A 25,694-nucleotide genomic window follows, 5' to 3' on the forward strand; every position below is an offset into this window, starting at 1 on the left:
ACGGGCGGCCATCGACATCCACGTCGACGTCGATTTCGATCACGGCCAGCCCCCATCGCCGTCGATAGTCCACTCGATATATTTCGGTAAACGCGCTGTTTTGCTCGTTCTGGAGGCGAGAAGTGTTGCAATACGATCGGCGGAAGGATCGACCGGGTAGTCGGCCACGACGGAGCGGATCCGACGGCGTCGTCGAGTAACTCCACGTTACGTCTGCGTCACCCTGTGCTCGTCGTCCACTTTAGGGACAACAGCCAATTGAGCGAGAAAACGAGGGGAACGGTTGGTGGCGTTTATTCATTCGTCTCTCGCCGTCTCGAGCGTTATGAGCGAACAGCCAGGCGACGACGAGCGAACCACTCGTCCGTACGAATCCGCAGGGACCGGGAACTCTCGCTGGTGGCCGACCACGCGGCGACGACTGCTCCAGGCGACCGCCGCTGCGGGCGGCCTCGCCGCAATCGGTAACTCGACGCTCGCCCAGGAGAGCGAGACGATCGAACTCGGGGGCGAGACCAGCGGATGGCAAGGAGTCGCTCCGGGCGAAATCGAAGGCGAAACCAACCCCACGCTGGAACTCGAGGAGGGAACGACGTACGAACTCACGTGGGAGAATCTCGACGGCCAGGCGCACAACATCGCCATCGTCGACGGCGACGGCGAGGAACTCGAGGGCACCGAACTCCTGGCCGAGGAAGGGGAGACCCAGACGCTCGAGTTCGAGGCGACGAGCGAGATGGCGGAGTACTACTGCGAACCGCACGCGGGGACGATGCGTGGGGAGGTCTCGGTCGGCGGTGAGTCCGACGACGAAACCGGTGACGAGTCGGAAGACGGCGAAGTGCCGGCGTTCTTCGACCCGGGGGCCGAAATCGGGCTCCAGTCGGTCGCGGAGGGGATGACGGCGCCGACCGACTTTGCCGTGATCGGTGGGGGTCAGGACCAGGACCAGGACCAGTACCTCGTCGCCGATCAAACGGGCGAACTCTGGCTCGTCGACGGCGACGGACGGCGAGAGGAACCGTTCCTCGACGTGAGCGACCGGCTGGTCGAACTCGGGACGTTCGAAGGATCGTACGCCGATCCGAACCAGGACTACGACGAACGGGGCCTCCTCGGCGTGGAGGTCCATCCGAACTTCGCCGAGAACTGTCGCTTCTTCGTTCACTATAGCGCGCCGCCGAACGACGAGACGCCCGATGGCTGGAGCCACGTCGAAGTCGTCTCGGAGTTCCACGCGTCGGGCGACCGGAGTGAAGCCGACCCGGATTCGGAGACCGTCCTCCTGGAGTTCCAGAAACCGCAGTACAACCACGACGCGGGCCCGATGGCCTTCGGACCCGACGGCTACCTGTGCGTCCCGATGGGCGACGGCGGCGGCGCAAACGACGACATGGAGGGCCACCTCGAGGACTGGTACGACGAGAACGCGGGCGGAAACGGACAGAACGTTACCGATACCCTCCTCGGCGGCATCCATCGGATCGACGTCGACGCGGAGGGCGACGAGCCCTACGCCGTCCCGGACGACAACCCCCTGGTCGACGTGGACGATGCCATCGACGAGTACTACGCGTGGGGGTTCCGGAACCCATTCGGCATCTCGTTCGACAGCGACGGGCGGCTGTTCGTTTCCGACGCCGGACAGGACCTCTACGAGGAGGCGAACCTCGTCGAGGCCGGCGGCAACTACGGCTGGAACGTCAAGGAGGGGACCCACTGCTTCAGTACGGATAGCCCGAGCGATCCGCCCGCAGACTGTCCGGACGCCGCTCCCGACGAACCGCCGTACAACGGCCAGGAACTGCAGGATCCGATCGTCGAGTACCCCCACGTGTACGAGGGTGAGACAGTCGGGATCACGATCATCGGCGGCCACGTGTACGAGGCCGACCAGCTCGAGGAGTTACAGGGCAAGTACGTCTTCGGCGACTGGACGGCCGATCCGGCGCGCCAGGCGCCGGCGGGTCGACTCCTCGCGGCGTCAGAGCCTACCGATGACGATTCGGACGACGACGGAGGTTCGGGCGACGACGAGACGACGGATACCAACTCGAGCGACGATGCTGACGGCGGGGAGGAGGACGTCGAAGCCGTCCCCCGCGACGAACTCTGGGAGATGGAAGAACTCCAGGTCTCGGGGACCGAAGACGGTTCGTTCCCCTACTTCGTTCGGCAGTTCGGCCAGGATGGCGACGGCAACGTCTACGTCCTCGCGAACCGGGAGGGTGTTCCGTCGGGCGACACGGGAGTCGTCATGAAGATCGTCCCACCGGGTGAGGGAGACGATATCTCGGTACCCGAGGACGGGACTGACGAACAGGAGGCGGACGAGGAGGCGACCGAGGACACCCAGGACGAGCCTATCGACGAGGACGAAGACGAGGGCGACGGTGCTGACGGCAACGAAACTGACGACGAAACGAACGGGAACGAAACCGACGACGAGACGTAGCCAGGATGCTCAGGGGGTGAAGACTGGCCGCACGCACCCGTCTTTCTTGTGCTTGAACAGTTCGTACCCGCGAGGTGCATCCTCGAGGGAGAGTTCGTGCGTCGCCAGATACGACGGGTCCATCTCGCCCTCGGCAGCGTGCTCGAGCAGCCGTGGGACGTAGCGTTGGCCGTGCTGCTGGGCGGTTCGGACGGTGAGCCCCTTGTTCATGACGATTCCCAGGGGGAACTTGTCCATCAGTCCGTAGACGCCGAGAATCGAGAGGGTGCCGCCCTTCCGACAGGCGACGATGGCCTGTCGGAGCGCCTCCCCGCGGTCGGTGTGGAGTTTGAGTCGTTGCTTGAGCCGGTCGTAGGCGTGAACGACGCCCGTGCCGTGGGCCTCCATCCCGACGGCGTCGATACAGGCGTCGGGGCCGCGACCGCCGGTTCGAGCGTCGAGTTCGTCGACGACGCTGTCGACGGCGGTGTAGTCGACGGTCTCGGCGCCGGCCTCCGTTCGCGCGAGCTGTAGCCGTTCGGGAAAGCGATCGATCCCGATCACGCGTTCGGCGCCCATGAGTTTCGCGCTCTGCTGGGCCATCAGCCCGACGCCGCCGCAGCCCCACACGGCGACCGTGTCCCCGTCTTCGATCCCACAGAAGTCGGCGCCCATGTAGCCGGTCGCCCACGCGTCGGAGGCGAACAGCGCCTGCTCGTCGTCCAGTTCGTCGGGAACGTGAAAGCAGTTTTCGTCGGCGTGCGGGACGCGAACGTACTCGGCGTGGGAGCCGGCGTACCCACCGAAGGCGTGGGTGTATCCGTAGATGCCGGCGGTTACGTCACCCAGGATCGGTTCCTGTAGTTCCGGGTTCGGGTTCGTGTTGTCACACAGCGACCAGAGATCGTCCGCGCAGTACCCGCAGTTCCCGCAGCCGATGAACGACGGGACGACGACCCGGTCGCCTCGCTCGAGGTCCGACACGCTCGGCCCGACCTCCGCCACCTCACCCATGAATTCGTGGCCGATGACGTCTCCCTCGCGCATCGTCGGCAGGTAGCCGTCGATGAAGTGCAGGTCCGAGCCACAGGCCGTCGTCTTCGTCACCCGGAGCACGACGTCTCGCGGGTTGACGATCTCGGGCTCCGGAACGTCGTTCACCTGGAGGTCGTTGACGTCGTGCCAACAGAGTGCTCTCATACCAGATCACCGTAGCCTCGCGCGGAGGGATTTCGCTCGAGCGTGGGGATCTCACCCGTCTCGACGAGGGCCTTAAATCGCCGAAGAGTCTTCGTCACGAGCGTGGCGGGAACGATCCCGCTGCGGTTCACCGCTGCGTCACCGAGCGCCCCGCCGGGCGGGTCGAAATTCAGATCGAGCGTGACGACCGTTCCGCGGTCCGCGGGCGCGGGCCGGAACCGAACGGTTCCCCAGCTCGGGATCGCCGCGTCGTCGTGCGACTCCCAGCCGATAAACGTACCGGGCTCCGATTCGACGACCTCCGTCTTCCAGGTCCATTGCCGGTCGAACGGGCCGGCGATTCGCCACGTCCAGACGTCCGGATCGTCCGCGGTGACGTCGACGACTGACCCGAGAACCCTCGTCACGGTGTTGGGATCGCGCCACCGCTCGAAGAGTTCCTCCGGCGATCGGTCGATCGTGATCGATCGTTCCACCGCCGGGGCCGCGCCGGAGAACCGCGCGTCGGGTCTCCGATCGCCGTCCGGTTCCGACTCGAGCAGTTCCGACTCGAGAGCGGTTCCTCTCCCGTCGCGCGCCGCGAGACCCCGATAACAGAGCAGGGCGCCGACGCCCGCGGCTATCGCTCCGCCGAGCGAACGCTTTCTCACCCCGATCACCAGGAGCGCGCCGCCGGCGACGATGCTCGCGAGGCGCGCCCAGAAGGGTCGATCGATTGCGGTCGAACCGGTCTTCGCGGATCGGTGTTCGACGGTTCCAGATTGCGTCATCGAAATCCCTCTACCTGTACTCGCGACGATTGTCCCCATCGATCAACGGGTTGAAAGTGCAGCCACCGCGCCCGCGGCATCGTTTCTCGTGGACCCGTCACCTGTCGACGCTCCCGAGCACGATGTCGAGGCTGCCCAGCGTGGCGATCATGTCCGCGACGTACTCCCCTTCGGCCATCTCCGGTAACGCGGAGAGGTTGTGGAAACACGGGCTCCGGATCTTGAACCGGGCCGGCGAGTTCGAGCCGTCCGACCGGACGTAGACGCCGAGTTCGCCCGTGGCGCTCTCGACCGCCCGGTAAGTCTCCGTGTCCGCCGGCGGTTTGAGCGTCCGGGGGACGTTGCTCTGTACAGTTCGCTCGTCCTCGGGCCAGTCCTCGATCAGGTCCAGACACTGTTCGACGATCTTGGCGCTCTCCTCGACCTCGTCCAAGCGTACGAGCACGCGCGAAAAGTTGTCACAGCCGTCCTCGGTGACGACGTCCCACTCCAGTTCCGGGTAGTAGCCGTACGGGTCGTCCCGCCGGAGGTCGTAGTCGACGCCCGACCCCCTCGCGACGGGTCCGGTGCAGCCGTAGTCCTTCGCCACCTCCGGCTCGAGGATGCCGGTGTCGACGGTCCGGATCTGGTAGACCTCGTTGCTCGTGAGGAGGGCGCCGTACTCGTTCATCTTCCGCGGGAGTCCGTCGAGGAAGGTCCGCGTCTTCTCGATGAAATCCTCGCGAGGTTCGGGCAGATCCCAGGCGACTCCACCCAGGCGGAAGTAGTAGAACATCATCCGCTGGCCTGTGAGGTCCTCGAGGATGTCCTGGACGACCTCTCGGTCGCGGAACGCGTACTGGAAGATGGCCGTGAAGTCGCCGTACACGTCGAGGGCGAACGTGCCGACGGCGAGGAAGTGACCCAGCATCCGACCGAGTTCGGTCGTCATTGTCCGCAACACCTGCGCGTACTCGGGGACCTCGAGGTCCGCGAGATCCTCGATGGCGCGGGCGACGGCCCACTCGTTGGGGAGGTTCGACGTGTAGTGCCACCGGTTCGAGTACGGGATGATCTGGTAGCGGTAGGTGCCCTGCTGGCACATCTGCTCCTCGCAGCGGTGGAGGTAGCCGATGTCGGGATCGACGCCGACGACTGACTCCCCGTCGAGGACGGTTTCCAGGTGGAGGACGCCGTGGGTGGCCGGGTGATGGGGCCCGACGTTCAGGAACATCGTGTCAGTGTCCGCGTCGTGATGGTCGGGCTGGAGCGGGTTGGCGTGCGCCGCCAGGTCGACGACCTGGGGCTTGTTCTGGTCGTAGTCCAGCGAAAGCGGGTGCCCCTGCCACGTCTCGGGCAGGAGTATTCGCCGGAGGTCGGGGTGGTCGTCATACCGGATGCCGACCAGGTCGAACGCCTCGCGTTCGTGCCAGTCCGCGGTGCGGAAGACGGGTTCGGCGCTCTGACAGACCGGTTCATCCTTCGGGAGGGGAACCACCAATGTCACCTCGTGCGTCCGCCGGTCGTACTTCGTCAGGTGGATGTTCGACTCGTAGCGGTCCTCGTATTCCTGGGGCGTGATCAACGAGAGGTGATCGAACCCCGCCTCCTCGCGTAAGGTCGTGAGTGCCTCCTGAACCTGATCGGGGCGAATCACGAACGCGGGCGCGTTCTTGTGGTCGTCTCGGCCGATGGTGTACTCCTCGAGTAACTCGGCGACCCGGTTCTCGTCGACGAGGTCTCTTCTGACGTGGTCGAAATCGGGCGGGATCCGTCCCCGCTGGTGTGTCGATTGGTCGTTCATGGAATCCCCCGCTGGGCACGTCTCGGCGCTCGACGACGCGCGTACACGTCGCACCCCTGCTACGCAAAAGAAGCTTTTCGGCGACGGAGACGACCGTCACGACGAGCCGAGAGACCGTCGATGGTGACTGTTTCCCACGGTGGCTCGAGGCTCGCCCATCGGTGACGGGTCGACAGGTAACGGCGAACCTCGTCCCTGGAGCGCGAGGTGGTTCTGGTCGCTGCCGTTGCCACTCGAGTCGATGGAAAATCTACGACTGCTGATTTTCCGGCCAGCCGGCATCCATGCCCGCACCGAGGATAATTCCGAGAGCGATCCCGATGGCCAACTCGTCCATCGCGACGCCGATGGCGACGCCGAGTACGAGCCCAATCGACATCCCCGTCCCGGGCGCTCGTCCGGATCCATCCTCTTCGTCTCTGGTAGTCATAAGGACGTACTCGCCGCAGTCGGAGATAATCCTATCGCTGAACGTACCGAAAGCGGTCATGTGAGTTGAGCCTCTATTGGTCGCGGCGACGCCTGATACGCCGACGAGTTTCAGGACCCGACGGCGTGTCGAAGCACACGCGAGCGCCCCGTAGCCGTCGTGATCAAACGTCCTCCGCAACGACGGTTACGTCTCGATCGGTGCCACCGAGCAGAATCCACTCGCGGTCGGTGAGTGTCTCGTCGCTGCCTGTGTCACGCGAGACGGCGATCGGTCCGAACGTGTACTCACCGCTGTCGAGCAGGTCGTCGGGAGCCTCCGCGAAGTGCGTGAGGTTCTCGGAGACCGATTGGGCGTCCTCGAGGCCGAAGTAGACGTGCGTGCCACCGTTCGACGCCGGCGTCGTCGCCTCGACGTCGCCGTACTCCTCGTGGGCAGTCCAGCCTTCCGGCACCGTGTCGCGGACCAGAACCGGTTCGGTGGCCTCGACGTCCAGTTCGGTGCGATTCGTTTGTCCGCCGGTGAACACCGAGCCCGAATCCTCGCGCTCACCGGCGACCGCGAACGGCGGGCCCTGCTCGCGGTCGCCGACCGTCCGGACGACCTCGCCGTCCACGAACCGTCGCTGCTCCATGCCGAGCGCGTTGACGAGGACGGTGAACCCGAAATACGAGAGGACGTAGTTCTTCAGCCCGAAGGGGTGCAGTTCCTGCTGACTGGCCGGGGGAAACAGTCCGCCGATCGCGTGGATACCACGCCACTCCTCGCTGTCGGTGAAGATCGACCCGCCGCTCACCAGGTCGTCGGTCGTCCCGGCGACGGTTCCGCCGGACGTCTCGAAGGCATCCGCGTCGAGCAGCGTCATCGGCGCGTCGTTCGCGTACGGGTAGCCGAGCGGTGCCACCTTCCACGTCATCCGCTGGATCGGGCGGGTATCGGTGAGCAGCGGGTGTTCCTCGTCTTTCTCCTCGAGGTGACTGACGCCGAACGTCTCGTCGACGATGTCACCCTCGCCGACGCCGGGTGCGGTCTCCAGGTCTGCGAGCAGATGGAGGCCAGTGTCGGTCACCACGAGGTTGCCGCCCGACTCGACGAAGTCGTCGATCGCCGCGGCGTAGCCCTCGGGGTCGTCGCCGCGGTCGTCGTGGACGACGACGAGGTGATCGGCATCGACCCCCGCTTCGACCACCTCTTCGGGGGTGAGTGCGATCGTGGTGAGGAGTTCGTTCTCAGCCTCGAAGTCGTCAAAGAACGCCAGCGGCGTCACCTCGTACTCCTGCTGTTCGAAGCCGAGCGCGTCTCGAGGGTCCGGGTTGTCGGCCTCCGACTGCAGCGTCCCGACGTGAGCGTGGAGTTCCGTCGCCTCCTCGGTCATCAGGCTCTCGACATCGAGTGTCCACTCACCACCCGCCGGCTCTTTCACGACCATCGGCGGGATGTGGTGATGTCGATCGCCGTTGAACGTCGAGGGGCGGTACGAGCAGACCTCGTTCCTGTTCGGATCGCGGAGCACGACATCGACGAGGCCGTACGGCGCGTGCGCGTGTACTGACAGCGTGTGCAGGTCGTCGGCGACGTCGAACGTCAGCGTCTCGGTGGATTCGGCGTCGACGATGAGTTCGTGCTCGGTGCTGGCGAGTTCGGTTTCGCCGCTATCGGTATCGTCATCCTGCAGGAACGAGAGGTCGTCCGACGAGCGCGTGAGTTCGTCGGTCGTCACGTAGGCGATCTCCGTGGGTTCGCCGTCGCGGGTGACGACCTCGGAGTCGACGTCGCGGAGCGCGTAGTCGGTCATCGTCTTCATTGCCGCAATGTAGCCCGTCACCCACTTGTCGGCTAACTCGGGATTGTACACGTTCCCCCCGATCATGTGGCTGTAGGCCATCTCGAACGCCATCGTTGTCACGTCGAGGCCGCCCAGATCCTCGCTGGCGCCCATGAAGCCGATGAGCCCGCCGGTGATCGTGTAGCCGATCGTGTCCCAGATGGTCGAGTAGTCGTAGGCCGTCTCGGGCAGCGTGGGCATGAGGACTTCGGGGTTGAATTTGCCGGTGGCCTCCTCCTGGACCTCGGCGAGCGTTTCCCAGTCGTCCATCGCCTCCTCGAGGTTCGTCTCCAGGGTCCGGTTCATCTCGTAGAGGTCGTGGAACTCGTCCTGGGTGTACTCGATCTGGTTGATGAGTCCCAGGATGAAATCCGAGTTCCAGAACATCGCGTGGAGGTCAGCGCCGTGAGTGAGGTTTTCGTACCCACGGAAGTGCTCGACGACGCCCATCGCGTCGGGCACTTTGTCGACGATGTCGTGTGGATTGTCCTCTGCCCAGCGGCCCTCGTCCGGCTCTCCAGGATGGTGGACCGGATCGATCCACCCGATGGTGGGGTACTGCCGGTTCGTGTCGTACACCTCGGCGTTCCCCCGCTCGTGGAGTGGCGCCGCGGGAAGGCGCGGATGGGTCGCACCAGATCCCCCGGTCTGCCAGCCGCTATCGTACTGCGGGCTGCGGGCCACCCAGCCGTCGGGATTACACGAAAGGATGATCAACACGCAGTCGTCAAGCAGTCGCTCGAACTCCTGCTCGCGTCCCGTGAGCACTCGTTCGATGAAGCGATAACACGCCTCGGGGCCGGCGCGCTCGAGGCCGTGCATCGAGGCCTCGAACATCACCTTCTGACGGTTCTCGAACTCCTCAGTCCCACGAATTTCGTCGATGTCGTTCGTGATTTCGGCGACGTGGAGATCTTTCGGATCGTACCGGTCGGTGAGTCGGTTGTGGTGGCCGGGACTCGTCCCGAACTCGACGTCGTGCGGGTTCTCCGCGTCCGCGAGAGCGTAGAAGTTGAGCCTATCTGCGTGCTCGGACTCGAGGTACTCCATCCCGCTGATCATCTGCTCGTAGTCGATGAAGTCGACGGCGCGGTGGGGTGCCGGGAAGACGCCGAGGGGATAGTACCCCAGTCGCCAGAAGGGGTTCGACCCGGGCGTGTAACTCAACTCCTCGGCGGTTGGAATCTCGAGTACCTCCTCGACCTCCGCTGTCGTGAGTTGCGCGTAGGCTGCGGGTGGCTCCTCGAGAATCCAGTCGTCGTCGAGCTCGACCTCGAGGTCGAGTCCGAGCAGGTCGTCGATCCCCGACTCCTCCTCGAACTGGATCAGCGTCGCGACGGCGTAGTCGTCGGGTGTGTGATTGACGACGTACTCGTACTCGTCGGTCATCGCCGAGTCTTCGAGGTCAGCGATAGCGTTGCCAGGTAAGGCCAGGACGCCACCTAGTGCAGCAGAGAGCCGTACGAAGTCGCGTCGGTTGATCGGTACGGTATCGAAGGTCGCCTCGGCTTCGTGCGTGTCGTCCGCGCCGTGTTCGTGTTCCATCATAGTTCGTGTGCAGGGTGGTCCAGCGGACCTATCGCGGTCAACAATAATCATGATAAAAATGGTATTGACAAACTCATCCAGGGGTCTTCTCGAAGTCCGGATACCGATTGAATCAGCCGTCGAGACGGCTACACTTCGTAGACGATTTCGCGACTTCAGCCTCGAGTCGCGACTCGGACTCGTCCGATCGGTGATTCGACCAGTCTTCGAATATTACGGACTCGACGGTGGGATCGAGTTCGTTGACGACTGTCCGGCCGTCGCGCTCGCGAACGACGAAGCCGGCGTCTTCGAGCATCGAGAGGTGGTGTGAAACCGTACTCGAGTCGCACTCGAGTGCGGTAGCGAGGCAAGCGTTGTGCGTCGGACCCAATGTCGCCAGTGCCTCTAGCACCCGTCGCTTTGCCGGTTCGAAGAGGACGCTTCGCAACTCGACGTCGTCCTGACTGAACGGAAAATATCGTCGTTTCCCACAGACAGTGACTGATTGGATCACGTTCTCGTCTTCGAGAACGCGGACGTGATAGCGAACGGTCGAGAGTGCGATGCCGCTTTCCTCGCTCACGGCGGAGAGACAGAGACCGGGTTCGGTCTCGACGGTCTCGTAAATCGTCCGCCGTCGTTCGTTTTCGAGCGGACACGAATCGCCAGATGGCTCATTTTTGGAAACCGCCATCGTCACACTCGTCGTTGAAAGAACCGACATCTTGACGGACAGTCCATTACCACTACCAATCTCCTCCTCTCATCGACGACGTCGACTGCGCTCGAGCGAACCCGTTACGATTGGGTATCGGCTTCGTTCTACGAGCCGGTTCCCACCACCGCCGTTGTCCCAGTTCAAATGTGTCATCCATTCCGTGAAATCGAACTGCTCTGGTTTCGCGTGCCATTCAGTCCCATGAATATCACGATCTGGTATAAATCAATGTTGCCGATATATTTTGGATTGGGTGTCTATCTCGGACATATGTGAAAATGTATGTAAAATATTACCGATATGTGTGGGAATATGCCAGGAAAACACCGGATCGAGATCGAGGCTGAGGACGACCTGGACGACCTCCGCGAACGCGCCCTCGAACGCCGCGCCAGGTGGGCCTGATGAACGCCCGTCCGTGGGCCAGGTGCGCGGCGTGCGGCGGCGCCGTTCGGTTCGTCCGCGCGGACGGCCTCAATGCCGACCGCGTGCTTGAGCACTTCCGGTGCGACGACCGGAACCTGCCGAGCGGGCGGCCACCTGGTGCGCGATCGCCGGTCTGACGCCGTTGAGGCGCTCCAGGGACCCGTCTTCGAAGGACGAACCGCGGGGTATCGCGCTCATGAGCGCCTCGTCGACGTGTTTTGAGTGTGGGCGGGCGCTATCGCTGGTCCCCGAGGACGAAATCGCCCGTGCCCGGGAGTCGCTAGGATTCGGCCAGGCGAACGACCGACTTCGTGAGTTCTGCGGGGTCCGGTGCCGGGCGCGGTGGCGCCACGTCGATCCCGTCCTTAAGGAGACGCGCCAAACGCGGCTTGAGGCGTCGACCGCTGGTGGAATTGGTCTTGAGGCGCCAGGGGCGATCATATATGGACGGTGAGGTCGCCCCAATCAGGAACCGGTCACGCTCGTCATGCTTGAATGGAGCTGTTCGTCTATATCGCTGGTACAACCCGAAAATACCCCCTCATGGAGGGTATCTGTGGAATTTCAGACCGGTAGTGAGGGGAATCGGTCTCGGAGAGAAAGGGCGATACTGGGGCTCCCTCTCAGAGGCTGAACCCCGAATGTGGGGAGCTATGATAGGCCAAAGTGGCGTGTACAAGGATACGAAGTGATTTCTCATAGAGATTAGCAACGCAACTCATGGGTTGGGTCATTTCCTTCTATTATTCGACAGATAAGGTCTGCTGAATACACAGCGCGGATGTGGCACGAGCTGAGGGCCGATCCACGGAGGGTGCTGATCGATCAGTCCAAGTGAAGAACTCATCACGGTAGTGGCCGTCTATCCGACACAGCCCCCAGAGCCCGTTCTGGACCAGCCTCGGCCACTTATTCGACTGATCGGCCCGTGACGCGAATCTCGACCCCACCACCCCCCCAGAGTTCGACCTTAACCCCGTCGGTGCCGAACGTCACGGTCGTTCTCGACGGTGCGTCGTGGCGAAAGAGGGAATTGAGCGCGTCAGCGTCTATGTCTTCGTAGAGGACGAAATCCGCTCGCAAGAGGTCTTCCCCCTTATAGTCCTCGATGGCGTCGAGCACCGCTTCGGTCAACGAGCGATCCTGATCAGGGGTGAACCATTCCCGTGTCTGGCTCGTTTGCCTGGGCTTGTCTTGCGTCATGTGCTACTCACTCCTCCATGGCAGTTGGTGGAACCGGACTCGGAGAAGCGCCCCGCTATCTGTTCGAGTTGCGAGTGACCGTGATATCGGACCGTTTTGGTCCGCCTGTTGTAGTCAACGAGTCCAGCGTCGTCCAGTTTGGGGAGTGCAGCGTGGTGGAGCCGGATTGCAACCTGCGTCTCGTCTGCGTGGTCACGTCGGGCGAGCGCAATTGCAAGGTCATCGACGGTGGCGTGGTCTTCGGACGCATTTTTGAAGTACTCGATGACAAAACGAGAGTGCCGATTGGCGAGCGCGAGGAGGAGCGTATCTCTTCTGGGAATCATTGGCGAGGAGTCGGTTTCCGTGAACATGGTGTACTTAACTCTGAAGAGACCGCTCCACGTGAGATTTCATTTTGGTTATACAACTTCCTTTTATAGCTTCAGGCACAGGCCTCCAGCGCAGAGAGGGATTTGTCGAGGGTCTCCGCGTCCCTCGCCGGCGTCGAGAGGTACTTGACTGCTGTGAGATCCCGATTACTGCTTGTACGGACGTGTAGTGGGCGGGTGGTTCTCCGGGTTCGGTGTGAAACAAACGAAGCCGCCGCGCTGAACTCATCCTCTGTATCTCGCACGCTATCCTGATATAATTCGAGTTGTTCGGTCTACTCTGCTGAACACAAAGCGCGTAGTCAGCAGATTGAGCGCGCACAAAGCGGATTGACGGAGTCCTTCGTCCCCTCCACATTGTTCCATGGAAGAGTTTTACAATCAGTGCACCATCGTTCGAGTCATGGCGACTGAGGCGACCTATATCGTTCCATCCGATCAGTTCCCCCTCGGCACCGTCTTCGCACAACTCCCGGACGTGACGGTCGAACTGGAGCGACTGATCCCGTCACAGGACGTGGTGATCCCCTACTTCTGGGTTCGAGGAACGGAAGTTGAGGACATCGAGGCCGCGTTTGATGCCCACCCGGGCGTGAGGGACATCCAGCTCGTCGATTCCGTCGATGGCGAGTATCTCCTGCGGGTTGAGTGGTCGATCGAGTACGACGACGTGCTGAGCGTGCTGACTGAGACCGGCGTTCCGCTCATCAAAGCGACCGGCACGAGCCGTCGGTGGACGTTCGACATTCGCGGAGACACTCGAAGCGATCTTGCAACCTTTCAATCTCGCTGTCGAGAGTTAGACATCCCGGTCACGCTGACAGAACTACACGCATTGACACCGGTTGAGACCGAAACCGAGGCAGCACTCACTGACAAGCAACAAGACACACTGGTACTCGCCCACGAGCGTGGGTACTTCGAATCCCCGCGCGAAGTGACGATGGAAGAACTCGGCGACGAACTCGGCATCTCTCAGCAGGCCATCGCATCTCGGCTCCGCCGGGGGATAAAGCACATCCTCGAGAGTACCCTCCCCAAAACAGCGGAGTCGGATCAATAGCTTGCTTAAATACCCATTGGATACCCAAAAGAAGCGCTGACAGTATTACTCGCTGAAGGGATAGTTATGCCTAATGGAAAGAGCAAACGGACAGCCGTTACATGTCTCAATTGCGGAGCTGCCTATGCAGCGGAGCAATGGCCTGACGGCACGGCACAACCGATCGGGGCGAGAAACGGATGCCAATGCGGGTCAACCGAATTTCAGGCCGTCGAAAAGACGAGTAATACGGGTTTCCGTAACGACTGAGTTGACAAACGAGTGGGCTACTGAGCAGACCGAGGAAATACGCCACACTATCGTGGTGAACTTATTCTCTGTATCTTGCACGGCTCTCTTGACAGCGATTCGGTAGCTCGCTACACCTCTGCAAGATACAAAGCGCGTATTCATCAGACCAGTATCTACAACGAGTGAGTTCGGCAAAGGGCGAGAACTGGACTTTCTCGATTGACCTCAGCAGCAGCCTTCTCGCTCGCAATCTCTATCGGGGTATTGGTTTTGTGAGAAATGGCAATGATGGGCTTACCGTGGATATCTGAATTCTGACCAGGCTTGCCAGCCTGCTATTACATCTGACGGGGGTATCACAGGAACACGAACACCGGGTAGGAGGCGGCAACTGCCAGCGAGGGGGTCAAAACCCACATCGTAGCGATACGTTTTGCCGCCGCTGGATTAAAGAGACTTTTCTCGTCGAGATCAGCTGGTCCCTCTGCACTAATATTCGGTACATCTGGGATCTCCTCCGGCCTCTCTGGCGGTTCTTCGTGTCTGGCAATATCTCCAATAGTCGGACCAACGGGTACGTCTTCGGCGCGTGAGGTAACTAACGCACCTGTCGCCATCTCAAAATCCGAACGCTCGGGCGTCGGCGTCACTAACTTTGGAAGTGTCGCTGCCCGACTTGCCCGGCCCCACCCGAGCCCAATGATGGTCGCTGTTGTACTGACAGCGAGACTTGCAGGGATCCCAAAATAAGAGAGGATTGTGATGACTGTCCCACCGACTGTGGAGACAATCAGCGAAGCGAGAATCGGTAGCTCTGTGATTTCATCTCCAACTGTCTCCAGCGTACGACGAGCGATAGTGAAACTACCCAAACCGAAGGCAAACACCGCGAGCAAAACCCCCTGATTGACGGTAAGTGATCCCCCTTCGCCAACGAGGGGAGCCACAGCGTTCGCGGCGTTCGACGCCCCTGCCGAGAATGCCATATAGCAGGCAATGACGACTACCAAGAGTGATCCGACGATGTCTTGCGGAGATGCGTTCGGATTGACATACGGGCGTGGAATCACCTTCGAGCGGTCAAGCTGAACGAGCTGGAGGGTGAACGTCGTAAACGCGACGTAGCGGTCAAGATACGGGTAGATGTAGCGCCCAACTCCGATCCCGATACCAAAGCACAAGAGCGGGGCGACGATCCACGCCGAAATAATAACGAACATAAGCGCCTGATTGAGCGTACCCGACGCGAGTCCCAGTCCGACGATGGCTCCAACGGCTGTCATTGAGGTCGACGCTGGAACGCCGTAGAGATTCGAGATAAGTAGTGACGCACCGGTGAAAAACAGGACGACCACGCTTGCAACAGGCGTGAACTGGGTTGCTGGGACGATACTGCTGCTCATTGTGGCAATGACGTTTCGACCAACGGTCCACGCACCAAGGAAGCCGAACACGAGGAACAGGGCCGCCGCGGTCGTCTTCCGAACGAGGCGTGAACCGACCGCCGGACCGAACGCTACGCCCGTCGACGACCCACCGATATTGAACCCGACAAATACGGCGACAACAACACCGACGATAGTCAGCAGTGAGACCATCTTCCCGTGTGTGATAATGTCACTCGCCTCCCCGAATATAATTTCCGGATTGAGTTTCCTTGGAAAGCCCCGCAGATATTGATTGTTATGGCCTTGTTGAAACCCTCAAGCAGTGATAGGCTTCAGCGGCCGTATTGAATACTTAGCGCGAATGTCGCACGAAGTGGGAGCCAATCTGGATGGGGGTGATCGATCAGTACAGAGAACGGATTTATCGGTCTGTTTCTTTCCAATCGCCCGGGTCCCCTTCACGGAATTCACCCTTGGCATGGCGCTCGTGGGGCCAGAAGGTGACACCCAGCAGTACGACGTAGAACACACCCACAACGACAACCACAGCAATCCCGGGGATACGGGCGATTCCAGCGGTTGTCAGCCAGTCCTGGCGCGGCGCGAACGCTGTAATCCTGAAGACCCACGCGACCAATAGGACACTGAGCAGAGCAAGGTACACACGCCGGAGTCGGTTTGCGAGTGCTTCGTAGAACGAGACTTTCAGCGTCGGCCGGCGATAGTCCCTGCTCAGTTCCGCTCGCCAGTCGTGGCTTTCAGTACCCTGGGACGGATCGAGGGCGTTTGCGAACAGGTTCTCCTGAATGACTCGAGTGCGAGAGCGAAAGACATCGTAGTCCCGGTACCGCCGTGCTTCGATGCCCAGAAAGACGGTGACGACAACGATACCGATCAGCACGATATAGTGTGGGTTATCGGTACTCGAAAACGCCCACGTCAAGATTGCTGCCATCAGCGTTACCGCCCACGTCGTCGTCTCGTCGAGGCGCTGGCGCCACGTCCCCACTCGGTCGATCTCTCCGCGGTAGGCGTGGGCCATCACCGAACCGAGTCCCGTGCTGTCGTCAACCATTTTGCGGCCGACCTCCCGTTGGTCTGGTGCTGTTGGGTCGAACTCGTCTCTACTCGAATCGGTCATAGAGGAGAGACATCTCCTCGTTCCATAAGCAGCTATGGTGATGGCGTAATCTGAGTGCCATGTACTGAGTCGGTTACGTCGTTTCTGACAAGAACCGGGTAGTTCATGTAGTGTGTGCTGAACTCAGAGCGCGAATGTCACACGAAATTTGGCCTGATTTGTGAAGGTGGTGATCACTCAGTACAGTTGATTGGCTAATCGTTATTCCACTAACCGTTGTGTACCATGCCGTGCTACTTTCCTCGTTGTGGTCCATATTCTGAGCCAGACAATGGCAATTGATCCGCCTACCTCCGAAACAGAGTTCGCACAAGTACTCGGCACCCCTACAAAGCGCATACCAGAACGGGGTAGAAGTCGCTGATGGCGGCTACGAACTAATCCATCATGATGACTCCCACGCCAAGTATAACCGAGTCTAACCCTACTCTGAGATGTGGATACTATGACATCGACTGAGTCGGTTCAGAGGCAATACGATTGGTCGGATATGGTTCCGAGTATGGCCGTCATCGATGCGCTTGCATCCTTAGAAGACGTACGGCCAGTTAATCTCTCAGATGAAGTGGACGGGACCCTATGTGATTTTGTTGATCCGGAAGCGCTTGATGCTCTCGTCACCGACAAGGGCACAACCTCGATTTCGTTCACGATCGCCGAGTATGAGGTGCACATCGACGGAGACAAGTTGCAAGTCTATTGCGAGTGAGAGGTCTACTGGTAATCCCAGCGGTCAGTTCGCAGTCACATGTATCGGTTGGTTTCGGCCTGAACGTGTGGAATAAACGAGAGGACCGTGCTGAACTCATCCTCTAAGTCTTGCACGCCGATTTCAACATATCTGTAATCTGCAACACTGGAAAGCATGAGAATATACGCTAATCCTATCAGTAGCACCAACTGGAATCTCCAAATCCAATTTAAAGAGTAGAGGTTACTATTGGATTCGTTGACGTGGATCCTTGAGAAGGTGGATTTCGAGTAGGGTGTTGCACCCTTTGTATGTATGCGCTGGCTGGGATTTGAACCCAGGTTGTGACCATGGCAAGGTCACGTGATACCACTACACTACCAGCGCCCTGTTGCACTCTCACCTATACCGGCAAGGGTGTATAAGGGTTGCGAATCGGGAGGGGTGTGGGCTACGACTGCACGCCTCACACCGCGGGCCCGGCCGGCGGTTTATCGACTCGATAAATGCCTCGAGACCGGGAACTCGGTGACGACTTACTCGATCTCGAGCGACCAGTCGCCGTCGGCCTCGACGTCGATCCAGCAGACGTTGGCGGCGGCGTACGACCGGGATCCTTCGAACTCCCCGCTCTGGTTGACCAGCTGTTCCCAGCTACCGTCGGCTCCCCAGCCGTCCACGATGAACGTCCCATCCCCGCTGTGAGTGACCTCGAGGCTGAGGTCGTCTTCGGTCCACAGCGGGCCAACGAACGACGGCCCCGACCCGGACGCCGAGGTTGGGACGTCCGTCAGGCCATCGGCGTGAACTTCGGGCTGGTCGAGACCGATCTCCCACTCGCCGTCGGCTTCGACGTCGAGTTCGTAAGAGCCCTCGCCGACGATCATCATCGACTCGCCGTCCGCGCCGTCGGCGGTCTGTACCAGCAGGTCGTCAGCGAGGTCGTCGTCGCTCGACTGGAGCGTGGCGACGAACTCGCCGTCGGCCGAGAAGTCTCCAACGAGGATTCCCTCGGAGAGGTCGAACGAGTCCGACGTCGTCGAGCCGTCGCCGTCGAACGAGAGCGAACGGCCGTTCTCGAAGATCGTTCCCTCCGGTCGTTCGGCGGTTTCGTCCTCTTCGCCATCGTCGCCGTCGCCACCGCCACCGAGGTTATCGTCGACCACGTCCGACAGCGTCACGACGTCGAGACCGCGCTGTTCGATGTGGTCGAGCAGGTGCTCGAGGTCGTCGATGGACATGCTGTTCGACGTCGACTCGCCCTCGACGATCCGCGGAATGCGAAGGATGGAGAGCTGGTTCCACTGGTCGACGTTGTTGATGTGACGGCGGACGCCCTCGTGAAGGGCCGGCCCCCAGATCTGAGGGAGAGTGTGAATGGAGGTCGGATTGCCGCTGGTCGGTCCGCCGCCGAACAGCAGCCCCGAGTCGTAGTGCTCGCGGAGTGCCTCGTGGGTCTCCTGGGTCATCTGATCGTCCGGGACGACGAAGTGCCGGGCGCCCTTTTCGAAGCCACGCTCTTCGAGCGCGGTTCGAGTGGCTTCGAGGACGCGCTCCTGGCGCTCGATGGGCATCTCCGGTAGCGCACCCTGACTCACGGGATAGGCACAGACGTCCCAGCCCTGATCCTGCAGTTCCTCGAGTTGCTCGAGCGACATCTGGCTGCGCCCGCCGATCTGTTCGGGATCGACGGCGACCGCTGCAGACCAGCCGCGCTCCTCGAGCATCGGCGCGGCGATTTCGTACTGGGTACGGTGGCCGCCGTAAAACGCCAGGAGTGCCTTGCCGTTGTCGACGCCCTGCGTCCTCCGGAGGTCGTCGACCACGAGTCGCGTGGGTCCGTCCTCGGGGCCGTACCCGATGATGTTTATCCGGCTGACGTTCGGAAGGTCGGGTTCGCCGTACTTCTGGCCGTATCCGAAGTCGATGCGGAGCCAGCCTTCGTACCCGCCAGGGACCACGCGGATGCTCTTCAGTCGGTTTCCACGGCTGCCGCTGGTTTCGACCTCGAGGGCGACCCGGTTAGCCGACTCCACCTTGACCGCCAGCGAGACGTCGTATCCGTCGAGGTCGAGCCGATCAGGGAAAGCCGTCGTGGCGATGACCTGACTCGAGTCACTCTCGAGGACCGCCGCCTGCGATCCGGTTCTGGCTTCGTCGGGTGCGGCCTCGATCGTCCCCTCGGTCGTCCGCCAGTGCTCGAGGTTCTCGAAGGTGTCGATGGGTTCGCCGGTGTCGGTCGCGGGCCACGCGATGTTACCACCGTCGTCGTCGCCGTTCCCGGTTCGATCGCTGTCGCCGTTTCCGTTGCCGTTTCCGTTGCCCGACGTTCCGTTGCCGTTTCCGTCCCTCGGGTCGCCGCCGGGAATCATGTCCAGACAGCCAGCGAGCGATGCCGAGCCTGCGCCCAGTGCAGCCAACAGTTTGCGTCGAGATGACGGTTGCATTGGGCCACCGTCTGGGGCCGGGTGACTTCTTAATGGAGGATATAATGAAAAAAAGCCAACCGTTTCACGGATACGGACCAACCTTTCTCTCTCGCTAAGCGCGCCGAACCCGGTAGCGATTGCCGCGTTCTTGGGACCATTTTGTGTTCCCGAGTGTCACGAATTTGGCCCTGCGAACCCCTCACAGCCGGGAATCGAATCCGCTACCCTTTTAAGACACTGTCCGTAACACATCGCTACAGTCTAGTGACGAGGCGCCGAAGTCGCGGTATGACCGTCAGCGTGCTCGTGCCGTCGTCACTCAGCCGGGAAGCCGAGGACAAACGCGAGGCCACTCGCAAACTCGGATACGTCGCCCGTGCGGCGACCATCTTCCGGGCCGATCGCCTGATCGTCTACCCCGATCCAGGGGGCGACGACGGGCGATTTGGCGACGGGTTCGTCGAAACCGTCTTGCGGTACGCCGCGACGCCCCCGTACCTCCGAAAGGAGGCCTGGGGCAAGCGGGACGAACTGGAGGCCGTGGGCGTCTTACCGCCGCTCCGTGCCCCGTCACAGACCGGCTCCGAATCGAACGGTTCGGGGTCGACAAGACAAGGAATCGTGACCGAGGTCGGACCTGAAGGGCGCGTCCGGGTCAATTGCGGACTGCAACACCCGATCTCCCTCAACACGCCTCCCGGAATGGAGGTCGGTGAGGGAGAGCGCGTGACCGTCAGGATCTCTTCGCGACGACCGGTCCGGGCGAAACTCGTCGACGAACCCTCACCGGGGTTCGCCGTCGAGCGGACGGACCTCCCGGCAGCACTCGGCCGTGAGGACGCCGGCGTTCGCATCGCGGCCTCCCGATACGGTGAACCGCTCACCGTGGGACGCCTCGAGACGCTGGCCGGACGCGTCGAACGGGACGGGATGACCGTCGCCTTCGGCGCACCCGAGAGAGGGTTGCCGGACATCCTCGGTATCGACCAGGGAGCCGTCGAGGCCGCCTACGCCGATACCGAGGACGACGCAAACGTCGAACCCAGCGATCTGCGCACGGAAACGGGGTTCGACCTCTGGCTCAATACGGTTCCGAACCAGGGGAGCGCGGTCGTGCGAACGGAGGAGGCTCTGTTCGCCACCCTCGCACCCCTCTCACTGAGAGCGTGATAGAATGCCACAACCAAACGCACCACGCAAAGGCTCACTCGGGTTCGGCCCACGAAAGCGGGCGACCAGCGAGGTCCCACGCTTTTCCTCGTGGCCGGACGACGACGGACAGCCAACGCTCCAGGGCTTCGCGGGCTACAAGGCCGGCATGACCCACGTGGTTATGGTCGACGACACCGCTAACTCGCCGACCGAGGGAATGGAACAGACCGTTCCCGTGACCATCGTGGAGACGCCGCCGATGCGCGCCGTCGCCCTGCGTGCGTACGAGAACACACCGTATGGACAGCAACCGATTACCGAGGTCTGGACCACCGAGTTCGTCGACGAACTCGAGCGCGTCCTCGACGTCCCCGGCGACGAGTACGACGCCGAGGCCGCCGAAGACGAGTTCCGCGAGGAGCTCGAGGCCGGTCGGGTCGACGACGTTCGCGTCATCACCCACACCGTCCCCGGTTCGATCCCCTCGGTTCCCAAGAAGAAACCCGACGTCATGGAGACGCGCGTCGGCGGCGGCTCCGTCGAGGAGCGCGTCGACTTCGCGCTCGAGACGATCGCCGAGGGCGGCGAGCACGTCATGAACGACGTGTTCCGCGCCGGCGAGTACGTCGACGCCAGCGGCGTCACCAAGGGGAAAGGTACCCAGGGTCCCGTCAAGCGATGGGGCGTCCAGAAGCGCAAGGGCAAACACGCCCGGCAGGGATGGCGCCGCCGCATCGGGAACCTCGGTCCCTGGAACCCGAGCCGCGTCCGCTCGACGGTCCCCCAGCAGGGTCAGACCGGGTACCACCAGCGGACCGAGCTCAACAAGCGCCTCGTCGACATCGGCGACGGCGACGACGCGACGGTCGACGGCGGCTTCGTCAACTACGGCGAGGTCGACGGCCCGCACGCGTTGATCAAGGGCTCGCTCCCCGGGCCGAACAAGCGCCTCGTGCGCTTCCGCCCGGCGATTCGACCCGGAGACCAGCCGCGTCTCGATCCCGAGGTGCGCTACGTCTCCACCGCATCCAACCAGGGGTGAACTAGCAACACATGAACGCAACAGTACGAGACCTGGACGGCGCAGACGCGGGGGAGGTCGAGCTCCCGGCGGTCTTCGAGACGGAGTACCGCCCGGACCTGATCGCCCGCGCGGTCCGCGTCGCACAGGCAAACCGAAAACAGGCCTACGGTGCCGACGAGTTCGCCGGGATGCGTACCCCCGCCGAATCGTTCGGTAGCGGTCGCGGGATGGCCCACGTACCCCGGCAGAACGGACGCGCTCGCCGCGTTCCGCAGGCCGTAAAGGGACGACGGGCCCACCCGCCGAAGGCCGAGAAGGACCAGGGCGAATCGATCAACAAGAAAGAACGCAAACTCGCGACCCGAAGCGCCATCGCCGCGACGGCCGACGCCGACATCGTCGCCGAGCGCGGTCACGCCTTCGACGACGACGCCGACCTGCCGCTGGTCGTCAGCGACGACTTCGAGGAGCTCGTGAAGACGAAAGAGGTCGTCTCCTTCCTCGAGGCCGCCGGGGTCAACGCGGACATTCAGCGCGCCGACGACGGACGCAGCGTCCGCTCGGGGCAGGGCAAACTCCGCGGTCGAAAGCACAAAGAGCCCAAGTCGATCCTCTTCGTGACCTCGAGCGACACCGGTCCATCGCGCGCCGCCCGCAATCTCGCGGGTGCCGACGTGGCGACCGCTGCCGAGGTCAACGCCGAGGACCTCGCACCGGGCACCCAGGCCGGTCGACTGACCGTCTGGACCGAGAGCGCCCTCGAGGAGGTGGCTGACCGATGAGTTCGATCATCGAGTACCCGCTCGTCACCGAGAAGGCCATGAACGACATGGACTTCGAGAACAAGCTCCAGTTCCTCGTGCACGTCGACGCCTCGAAACCCGAGATCCGGGACGCCATCGAGGAGCGCTTCGACGTCGAGGTCGCGAACGTGAACACACAGATCACCATGGACGGCACGAAGAAGGCAACGGTGACGCTGGGCGAGGACGACGACGCCCAGGAAGTCGCCTCACGAATCGGGGTGTTCTGAGCATGGGACGACGAATCTTCGGTCAGCGTCGAGGGCGCGGATCGCCGACGTTCCGCGCGCCGTCGCACCGATACAAGGCAAATCTCGAGCACAAGACGCTCGAGGACACCGACGTGGTATCGGGCGAGGTCGTCAGCATCGAGCACGACCCGGCCCGCTCGGCACCGATCGCGGCCGTCGAGTTCGACGACGGTGAACAGCGCCTGATCCTCGTTCCCGAGGGCGTCGCCGTCGGCGAGGAGATCCAGGTCGGCGTCAGCGCCGAGATCAAGCCCGGGAACACGCTCCCGCTCGCGGAGATTCCCGAGGGGGTCCCGGTCTGTAACGTCGAGGCCAAGCCGGGCGACGGCGGCAAGTTCGCCCGCGCCTCCGGCGTCAACGCGGACCTCATCACCCACGACCGCAAGGCTGCGGTCGTCCAGCTGCCAAGTGGCGAAGTCAAGCGGCTCGATCCACAGTGTCGCGCCACCATCGGCGTCGTCGCCGGTGGCGGCCGCACGGAGAAGCCGTTCGTCAAGGCAGGCAAGAAGTACCACAAGATGCGCGCCCGCGGGATCAAGTGGCCGCGCGTCCGCGGGGTCGCCATGAACGCCGTCGACCACCCCTTCGGTGGCGGCGGTCGTCAGCACCCCGGTCGCCCCAAATCCGTCTCGAAGAACGCACCGCCGGGACGGAAAGTCGGTGACATCGCCTCCCGGCGAACCGGTCGAGGTGGAAACAAATGAGTTCGGAATACCGTACCGGCCGCGAGGGTGAGGAGTTCACCTACCGCGGTCACACGCTCGAGGAGCTCCAGGAGATGGAGCTCGAGGAAGTCGCTGACGTGCTTCCGGCACGCCAGCGACGGAGTATCGTGCGCGGGCTCTCGGTCGAGCAGGAGAAGCTGCTCGAGAAGGCCCGCGAGAAAGACGAACAGGAGACGGCCAACTCGCCGATCCGGACGCACCTGCGCAACATGCCGGTGCTTCCGGAGTTCGTCGGGCTGACCTTCGCCGTCTACACCGGACAGAGCTTCGAGCGCGTTCGGATCGAGCCCGAGATGATCGGCCACTACCTCGGTGAGTTCCAGCTCACCCGATCGTCCGTCACGCACGGACAGGCCGGTATCGGCGCGACCCGATCGTCGAAGTTCGTCCCACTGAAGTGATCATCGCATGGGAATCAACTACTCAGTCGACGCCGACCCGGACACCACCGCGAAAGCGATGCTCCGGGAGCGTCACATGAGCCACAAGCACAGCAAGGAGATCGCCCGCGAGATCAAGGGTCGAACGGTCGACGACGCCGTCGAATACCTCGAGGCGGTCGTCGAGGGCGAGCGCTCGGTTCCGTTCCGGTCGCACAACTCCGGCGTCGGCCACCGCTCGGACATCGACGGCTGGGACGCCGGTCGCTACCCCGAGAAGGCCAGCAAGGCGTTCCTCGAACTGCTCGAGAACGTGGCGGCCAACGCCGACCACCAGGGCTTCGACGGTGGGTCGATGGAGATCGCTCACTGTGCCGCCCACAAGGTCGGCGAGTCCGTCGGACGCAAACCGCGTGCGATGGGCCGGGCCTCCGCCTGGAACACCCCGCAGGTCGACGTCGAAATCGTCGTCGCGGACGCGGACGCAGAAGGTGACGACTAATGGCAGACGAACACGAATTCATCGAGAACGGCCTGCAGCGGTCCCAGATCGACGAGTTCTTCGAGGAAGAACTCGGCCGCGCGGGCTACGGTGGCATGGACGTCGCCAAGACGCCGATGGGAACTCAGATCGTCCTCAAGGCCGAGAAGCCGGGGATGGTCATCGGCAAGGGCGGCGAGAACATCCGGAAGGTCACGACGGCTCTCGAGGAGAAGTTCAACCTCGAGGACCCTCAGATCGACGTCCAGGAGGTCGACGAACCCGACCTCAACGCGCGGATCGTCGCGGACCGACTGGCCAACGCCTTAGAGCGTGGCTGGTACTTCCGGAAGGCCGGTCACACGACGATCGACCGGATCATGGACGCTGGCGCCCTCGGTGCCGAAATCGTCCTCGCCGGAAAGGTCACTGGCGCGCGCTCGCGCGTCGAGAAGTTCAACCGTGGCTACATCAAGCACAACGGCGAACCCGCCGAGGAGATCGTCGACACCGGCCAGGGCGTCGCGGTGATGAAGCTCGGTACGATCGGCGTGACGGTCAAGATCATCCCGCCGGGAGCCGAACTTCCCGACGACTTCCGCATCCACGACGACCTCGATCCCGAGGAAGTCGTCCCCGATGCCGTCGAGGCCAACGAGGCCGAGGGCGTCGAGGAGTTGCTCGAGGGTGAGCCCGAGGAAGATGAGGCCGAGGCCGACGAAGGCGAAACGGAAGCCGAAGGTGGCGAACCGGCACCCGCCGACGAGGCCGAGATCGACGAAGAGGTCGTCGAGGAGGTTCTCGAGGAAGAAGTCGTCGACGAAGAAGAGACCGACGCCGGGGAATCCGAGGCAGCGGTCGGTTCCGAAGACGCCGAGGACGTCGAGGAGGAACTCGACGAACTCGACGAGGAGATCGAGGCGGAAGCCGAGGACCTCGTCGCGGAGATGGAAGCCGAGGACGAGGGCGACGAAGCCGAAGCCGAAGACGACGAAGCAGACGAGGGAGGTGACGCCTGATGGCAATCCTCCACAACGAGGAGATCCGCGACATGACGCCCGCCGAACGGCAGTCCGAACTCGAGGACCTCGAGACGGAACTGCTGAACGCCAACGCTGTCCTCGCCGCCGGTGGAGCCCCGGAGAACCCGGGCGAAATCGGCGAGCTCAAGCGGACCATCGCGCGGGTCAAGACGATCCAGCGTGAAGAGGGCGACCTCGACGACACCGACGAGGAATAATCGAT

24 protein-coding genes and 1 tRNA gene are annotated in these 25,694 nt (G+C 62.5%); 13 read left to right on the forward strand and 12 right to left on the reverse strand.

Features of this window, described 5'->3' with window-relative positions:
- Positions 1 to 325 precede the first annotated feature (325 nt).
- Positions 326 to 2,455 (forward strand): PQQ-dependent sugar dehydrogenase, encoded by a 2,130-nt coding sequence (locus ACFQS4_RS07850; RefSeq protein WP_497903072.1) that lies wholly within the window; start codon positions 326 to 328, stop codon positions 2,453 to 2,455.
- A gap of 9 nt (positions 2,456 to 2,464) precedes the next feature.
- On the opposite strand, the gene ACFQS4_RS07855 is transcribed toward ACFQS4_RS07850, so the two are convergent.
- The 6 genes from ACFQS4_RS07855 to ACFQS4_RS07880 form a co-directional block, all read right to left on the reverse strand.
- Positions 2,465 to 3,634 (reverse strand): zinc-dependent alcohol dehydrogenase, encoded by a 1,170-nt coding sequence (locus ACFQS4_RS07855; RefSeq protein ID WP_497903073.1) that lies wholly within the window; start codon positions 3,632 to 3,634, stop codon positions 2,465 to 2,467.
- The gene (locus ACFQS4_RS07860) at positions 3,631 to 4,404 is read right to left on the reverse strand and encodes an SRPBCC family protein (protein WP_497903074.1); all 774 of its coding nucleotides are present in this window, start codon (positions 4,402 to 4,404) and stop codon (positions 3,631 to 3,633) included. Before ACFQS4_RS07860 ends, ACFQS4_RS07855 begins: the two co-directional genes overlap by 4 nt.
- Before the next feature lie 97 nt (positions 4,405 to 4,501).
- Positions 4,502 to 6,187 carry an NADH-quinone oxidoreductase subunit D gene (locus tag ACFQS4_RS07865; protein ID WP_497903075.1) on the reverse strand — a complete coding sequence of 562 codons (1,686 nt, stop codon included), beginning with the start codon at positions 6,185 to 6,187 and terminating at the stop codon, positions 4,502 to 4,504.
- Positions 6,188 to 6,437: 250 nt separating this feature from the next.
- A complete protein-coding gene (locus ACFQS4_RS07870; protein ID WP_497903076.1) occupies positions 6,438 to 6,617 on the reverse strand; it encodes a glycine zipper domain-containing protein in 180 nt (59 codons plus the stop codon).
- Positions 6,618 to 6,780: 163 nt separating this feature from the next.
- Complete coding sequence (locus ACFQS4_RS07875) at positions 6,781 to 9,987, reverse strand: M14 family metallopeptidase (RefSeq protein WP_497903077.1); 3,207 nt, start codon at positions 9,985 to 9,987, stop codon at positions 6,781 to 6,783.
- Positions 9,988 to 10,102: 115 nt separating this feature from the next.
- Positions 10,103 to 10,666 (reverse strand): winged helix-turn-helix transcriptional regulator, encoded by a 564-nt coding sequence (locus tag ACFQS4_RS07880; RefSeq protein ID WP_497903078.1) that lies wholly within the window; start codon positions 10,664 to 10,666, stop codon positions 10,103 to 10,105.
- A gap of 428 nt (positions 10,667 to 11,094) precedes the next feature.
- Between ACFQS4_RS07880 and ACFQS4_RS07885 the strand changes: the two genes are divergently transcribed.
- Entirely contained in the window at positions 11,095 to 11,253 is a 159-nt protein-coding gene (locus ACFQS4_RS07885; RefSeq protein ID WP_497903079.1) for a hypothetical protein, read from the forward strand.
- A 772-nt stretch (positions 11,254 to 12,025) separates the two neighbouring features.
- Here the strand turns inward: ACFQS4_RS07885 and ACFQS4_RS07890 are convergent.
- Both ACFQS4_RS07890 and ACFQS4_RS07895 read right to left on the reverse strand, forming a co-directional pair.
- Positions 12,026 to 12,319, reverse strand: coding sequence for a HalOD1 output domain-containing protein (locus ACFQS4_RS07890; RefSeq protein ID WP_497903081.1), 294 nt, complete (start codon positions 12,317 to 12,319; stop codon positions 12,026 to 12,028).
- Positions 12,316 to 12,672 carry a DUF7344 domain-containing protein gene (locus ACFQS4_RS07895; RefSeq protein ID WP_497903082.1) on the reverse strand — a complete coding sequence of 119 codons (357 nt, stop codon included), beginning with the start codon at positions 12,670 to 12,672 and terminating at the stop codon, positions 12,316 to 12,318. The genes ACFQS4_RS07890 and ACFQS4_RS07895 overlap by 4 nt, the downstream gene beginning before the upstream one ends.
- A 421-nt stretch (positions 12,673 to 13,093) precedes the next feature.
- Here ACFQS4_RS07895 and ACFQS4_RS07900 point away from each other — a divergent pair, with 421 nt between their 5' ends.
- On the forward strand, positions 13,094 to 13,753 hold the full coding sequence (locus tag ACFQS4_RS07900) for a helix-turn-helix domain-containing protein (RefSeq protein ID WP_497903083.1): 660 nt from the start codon (positions 13,094 to 13,096) through the stop codon (positions 13,751 to 13,753).
- 587 nt (positions 13,754 to 14,340) lie between these two features.
- Here the strand turns inward: ACFQS4_RS07900 and ACFQS4_RS07905 are convergent.
- Positions 14,341 to 15,582, reverse strand: a complete 1,242-nt coding sequence (locus tag ACFQS4_RS07905) for an inorganic phosphate transporter (RefSeq protein WP_497903084.1) — start codon at positions 15,580 to 15,582, stop codon at positions 14,341 to 14,343.
- Between the two features lie 211 nt (positions 15,583 to 15,793).
- Entirely contained in the window at positions 15,794 to 16,513 is a 720-nt protein-coding gene (locus tag ACFQS4_RS07910; protein ID WP_497903085.1) for a DUF2270 domain-containing protein, read from the reverse strand.
- A 502-nt stretch (positions 16,514 to 17,015) separates the two neighbouring features.
- Here ACFQS4_RS07910 and ACFQS4_RS07915 point away from each other — a divergent pair.
- A complete protein-coding gene (locus ACFQS4_RS07915) occupies positions 17,016 to 17,222 on the forward strand; it encodes a HalOD1 output domain-containing protein (RefSeq protein ID WP_497903086.1) in 207 nt (68 codons plus the stop codon).
- 298 nt (positions 17,223 to 17,520) lie between these two features.
- Here ACFQS4_RS07915 and ACFQS4_RS07920 read toward each other — a convergent pair.
- Positions 17,521 to 17,591 (reverse strand) — tRNA-Gly (locus tag ACFQS4_RS07920).
- Between the two features lie 149 nt (positions 17,592 to 17,740).
- A complete protein-coding gene (locus ACFQS4_RS07925) occupies positions 17,741 to 19,651 on the reverse strand; it encodes a polysaccharide deacetylase family protein (protein WP_497903087.1) in 1,911 nt (636 codons plus the stop codon).
- Positions 19,652 to 19,921: 270 nt separating this feature from the next.
- Here ACFQS4_RS07925 and ACFQS4_RS07930 point away from each other — a divergent pair, with 270 nt between their 5' ends.
- Genes ACFQS4_RS07930 through rpmC form a run of 9 tightly spaced genes read left to right on the forward strand, consistent with a single transcriptional unit; the run spans position 19,922 to position 25,689 of the window.
- On the forward strand, positions 19,922 to 20,803 hold the full coding sequence (locus tag ACFQS4_RS07930) for a putative RNA uridine N3 methyltransferase (RefSeq protein WP_497903088.1): 882 nt from the start codon (positions 19,922 to 19,924) through the stop codon (positions 20,801 to 20,803).
- Between the two features lie 4 nt (positions 20,804 to 20,807).
- Positions 20,808 to 21,827 carry a 50S ribosomal protein L3 gene (locus ACFQS4_RS07935; RefSeq protein WP_312912428.1) on the forward strand — a complete coding sequence of 340 codons (1,020 nt, stop codon included), beginning with the start codon at positions 20,808 to 20,810 and terminating at the stop codon, positions 21,825 to 21,827.
- A gap of 11 nt (positions 21,828 to 21,838) precedes the next feature.
- Positions 21,839 to 22,591, forward strand: a complete 753-nt coding sequence (gene rpl4p, locus ACFQS4_RS07940) for a 50S ribosomal protein L4 (protein ID WP_497903089.1) — start codon at positions 21,839 to 21,841, stop codon at positions 22,589 to 22,591.
- A complete protein-coding gene (locus tag ACFQS4_RS07945; RefSeq protein ID WP_312912430.1) occupies positions 22,588 to 22,842 on the forward strand; it encodes a 50S ribosomal protein L23 in 255 nt (84 codons plus the stop codon). The genes rpl4p and ACFQS4_RS07945 overlap by 4 nt, the downstream gene beginning before the upstream one ends.
- Positions 22,843 to 22,844: 2 nt before the next feature.
- Entirely contained in the window at positions 22,845 to 23,567 is a 723-nt protein-coding gene (locus tag ACFQS4_RS07950; protein WP_497903090.1) for a 50S ribosomal protein L2, read from the forward strand.
- Positions 23,564 to 23,989 (forward strand): 30S ribosomal protein S19, encoded by a 426-nt coding sequence (locus ACFQS4_RS07955; protein ID WP_253433984.1) that lies wholly within the window; start codon positions 23,564 to 23,566, stop codon positions 23,987 to 23,989. The genes ACFQS4_RS07950 and ACFQS4_RS07955 overlap by 4 nt, the downstream gene beginning before the upstream one ends.
- Before the next feature lie 7 nt (positions 23,990 to 23,996).
- Complete coding sequence (locus ACFQS4_RS07960; RefSeq protein WP_312912433.1) at positions 23,997 to 24,470, forward strand: 50S ribosomal protein L22; 474 nt, start codon at positions 23,997 to 23,999, stop codon at positions 24,468 to 24,470.
- Positions 24,470 to 25,468 carry a 30S ribosomal protein S3 gene (locus ACFQS4_RS07965; protein ID WP_497903091.1) on the forward strand — a complete coding sequence of 333 codons (999 nt, stop codon included), beginning with the start codon at positions 24,470 to 24,472 and terminating at the stop codon, positions 25,466 to 25,468. The genes ACFQS4_RS07960 and ACFQS4_RS07965 overlap by 1 nt, the downstream gene beginning before the upstream one ends.
- Positions 25,468 to 25,689 (forward strand): 50S ribosomal protein L29, encoded by a 222-nt coding sequence (gene rpmC, locus ACFQS4_RS07970; RefSeq protein WP_497903092.1) that lies wholly within the window; start codon positions 25,468 to 25,470, stop codon positions 25,687 to 25,689. The genes ACFQS4_RS07965 and rpmC overlap by 1 nt, the downstream gene beginning before the upstream one ends.
- The last annotated feature ends 5 nt before the right edge of the window (positions 25,690 to 25,694 follow it).

Source organism: Saliphagus sp. GCM10025317 (assembly GCF_042663665.1).
Taxonomy (GTDB): domain Archaea; phylum Halobacteriota; class Halobacteria; order Halobacteriales; family Natrialbaceae; genus Natronosalvus.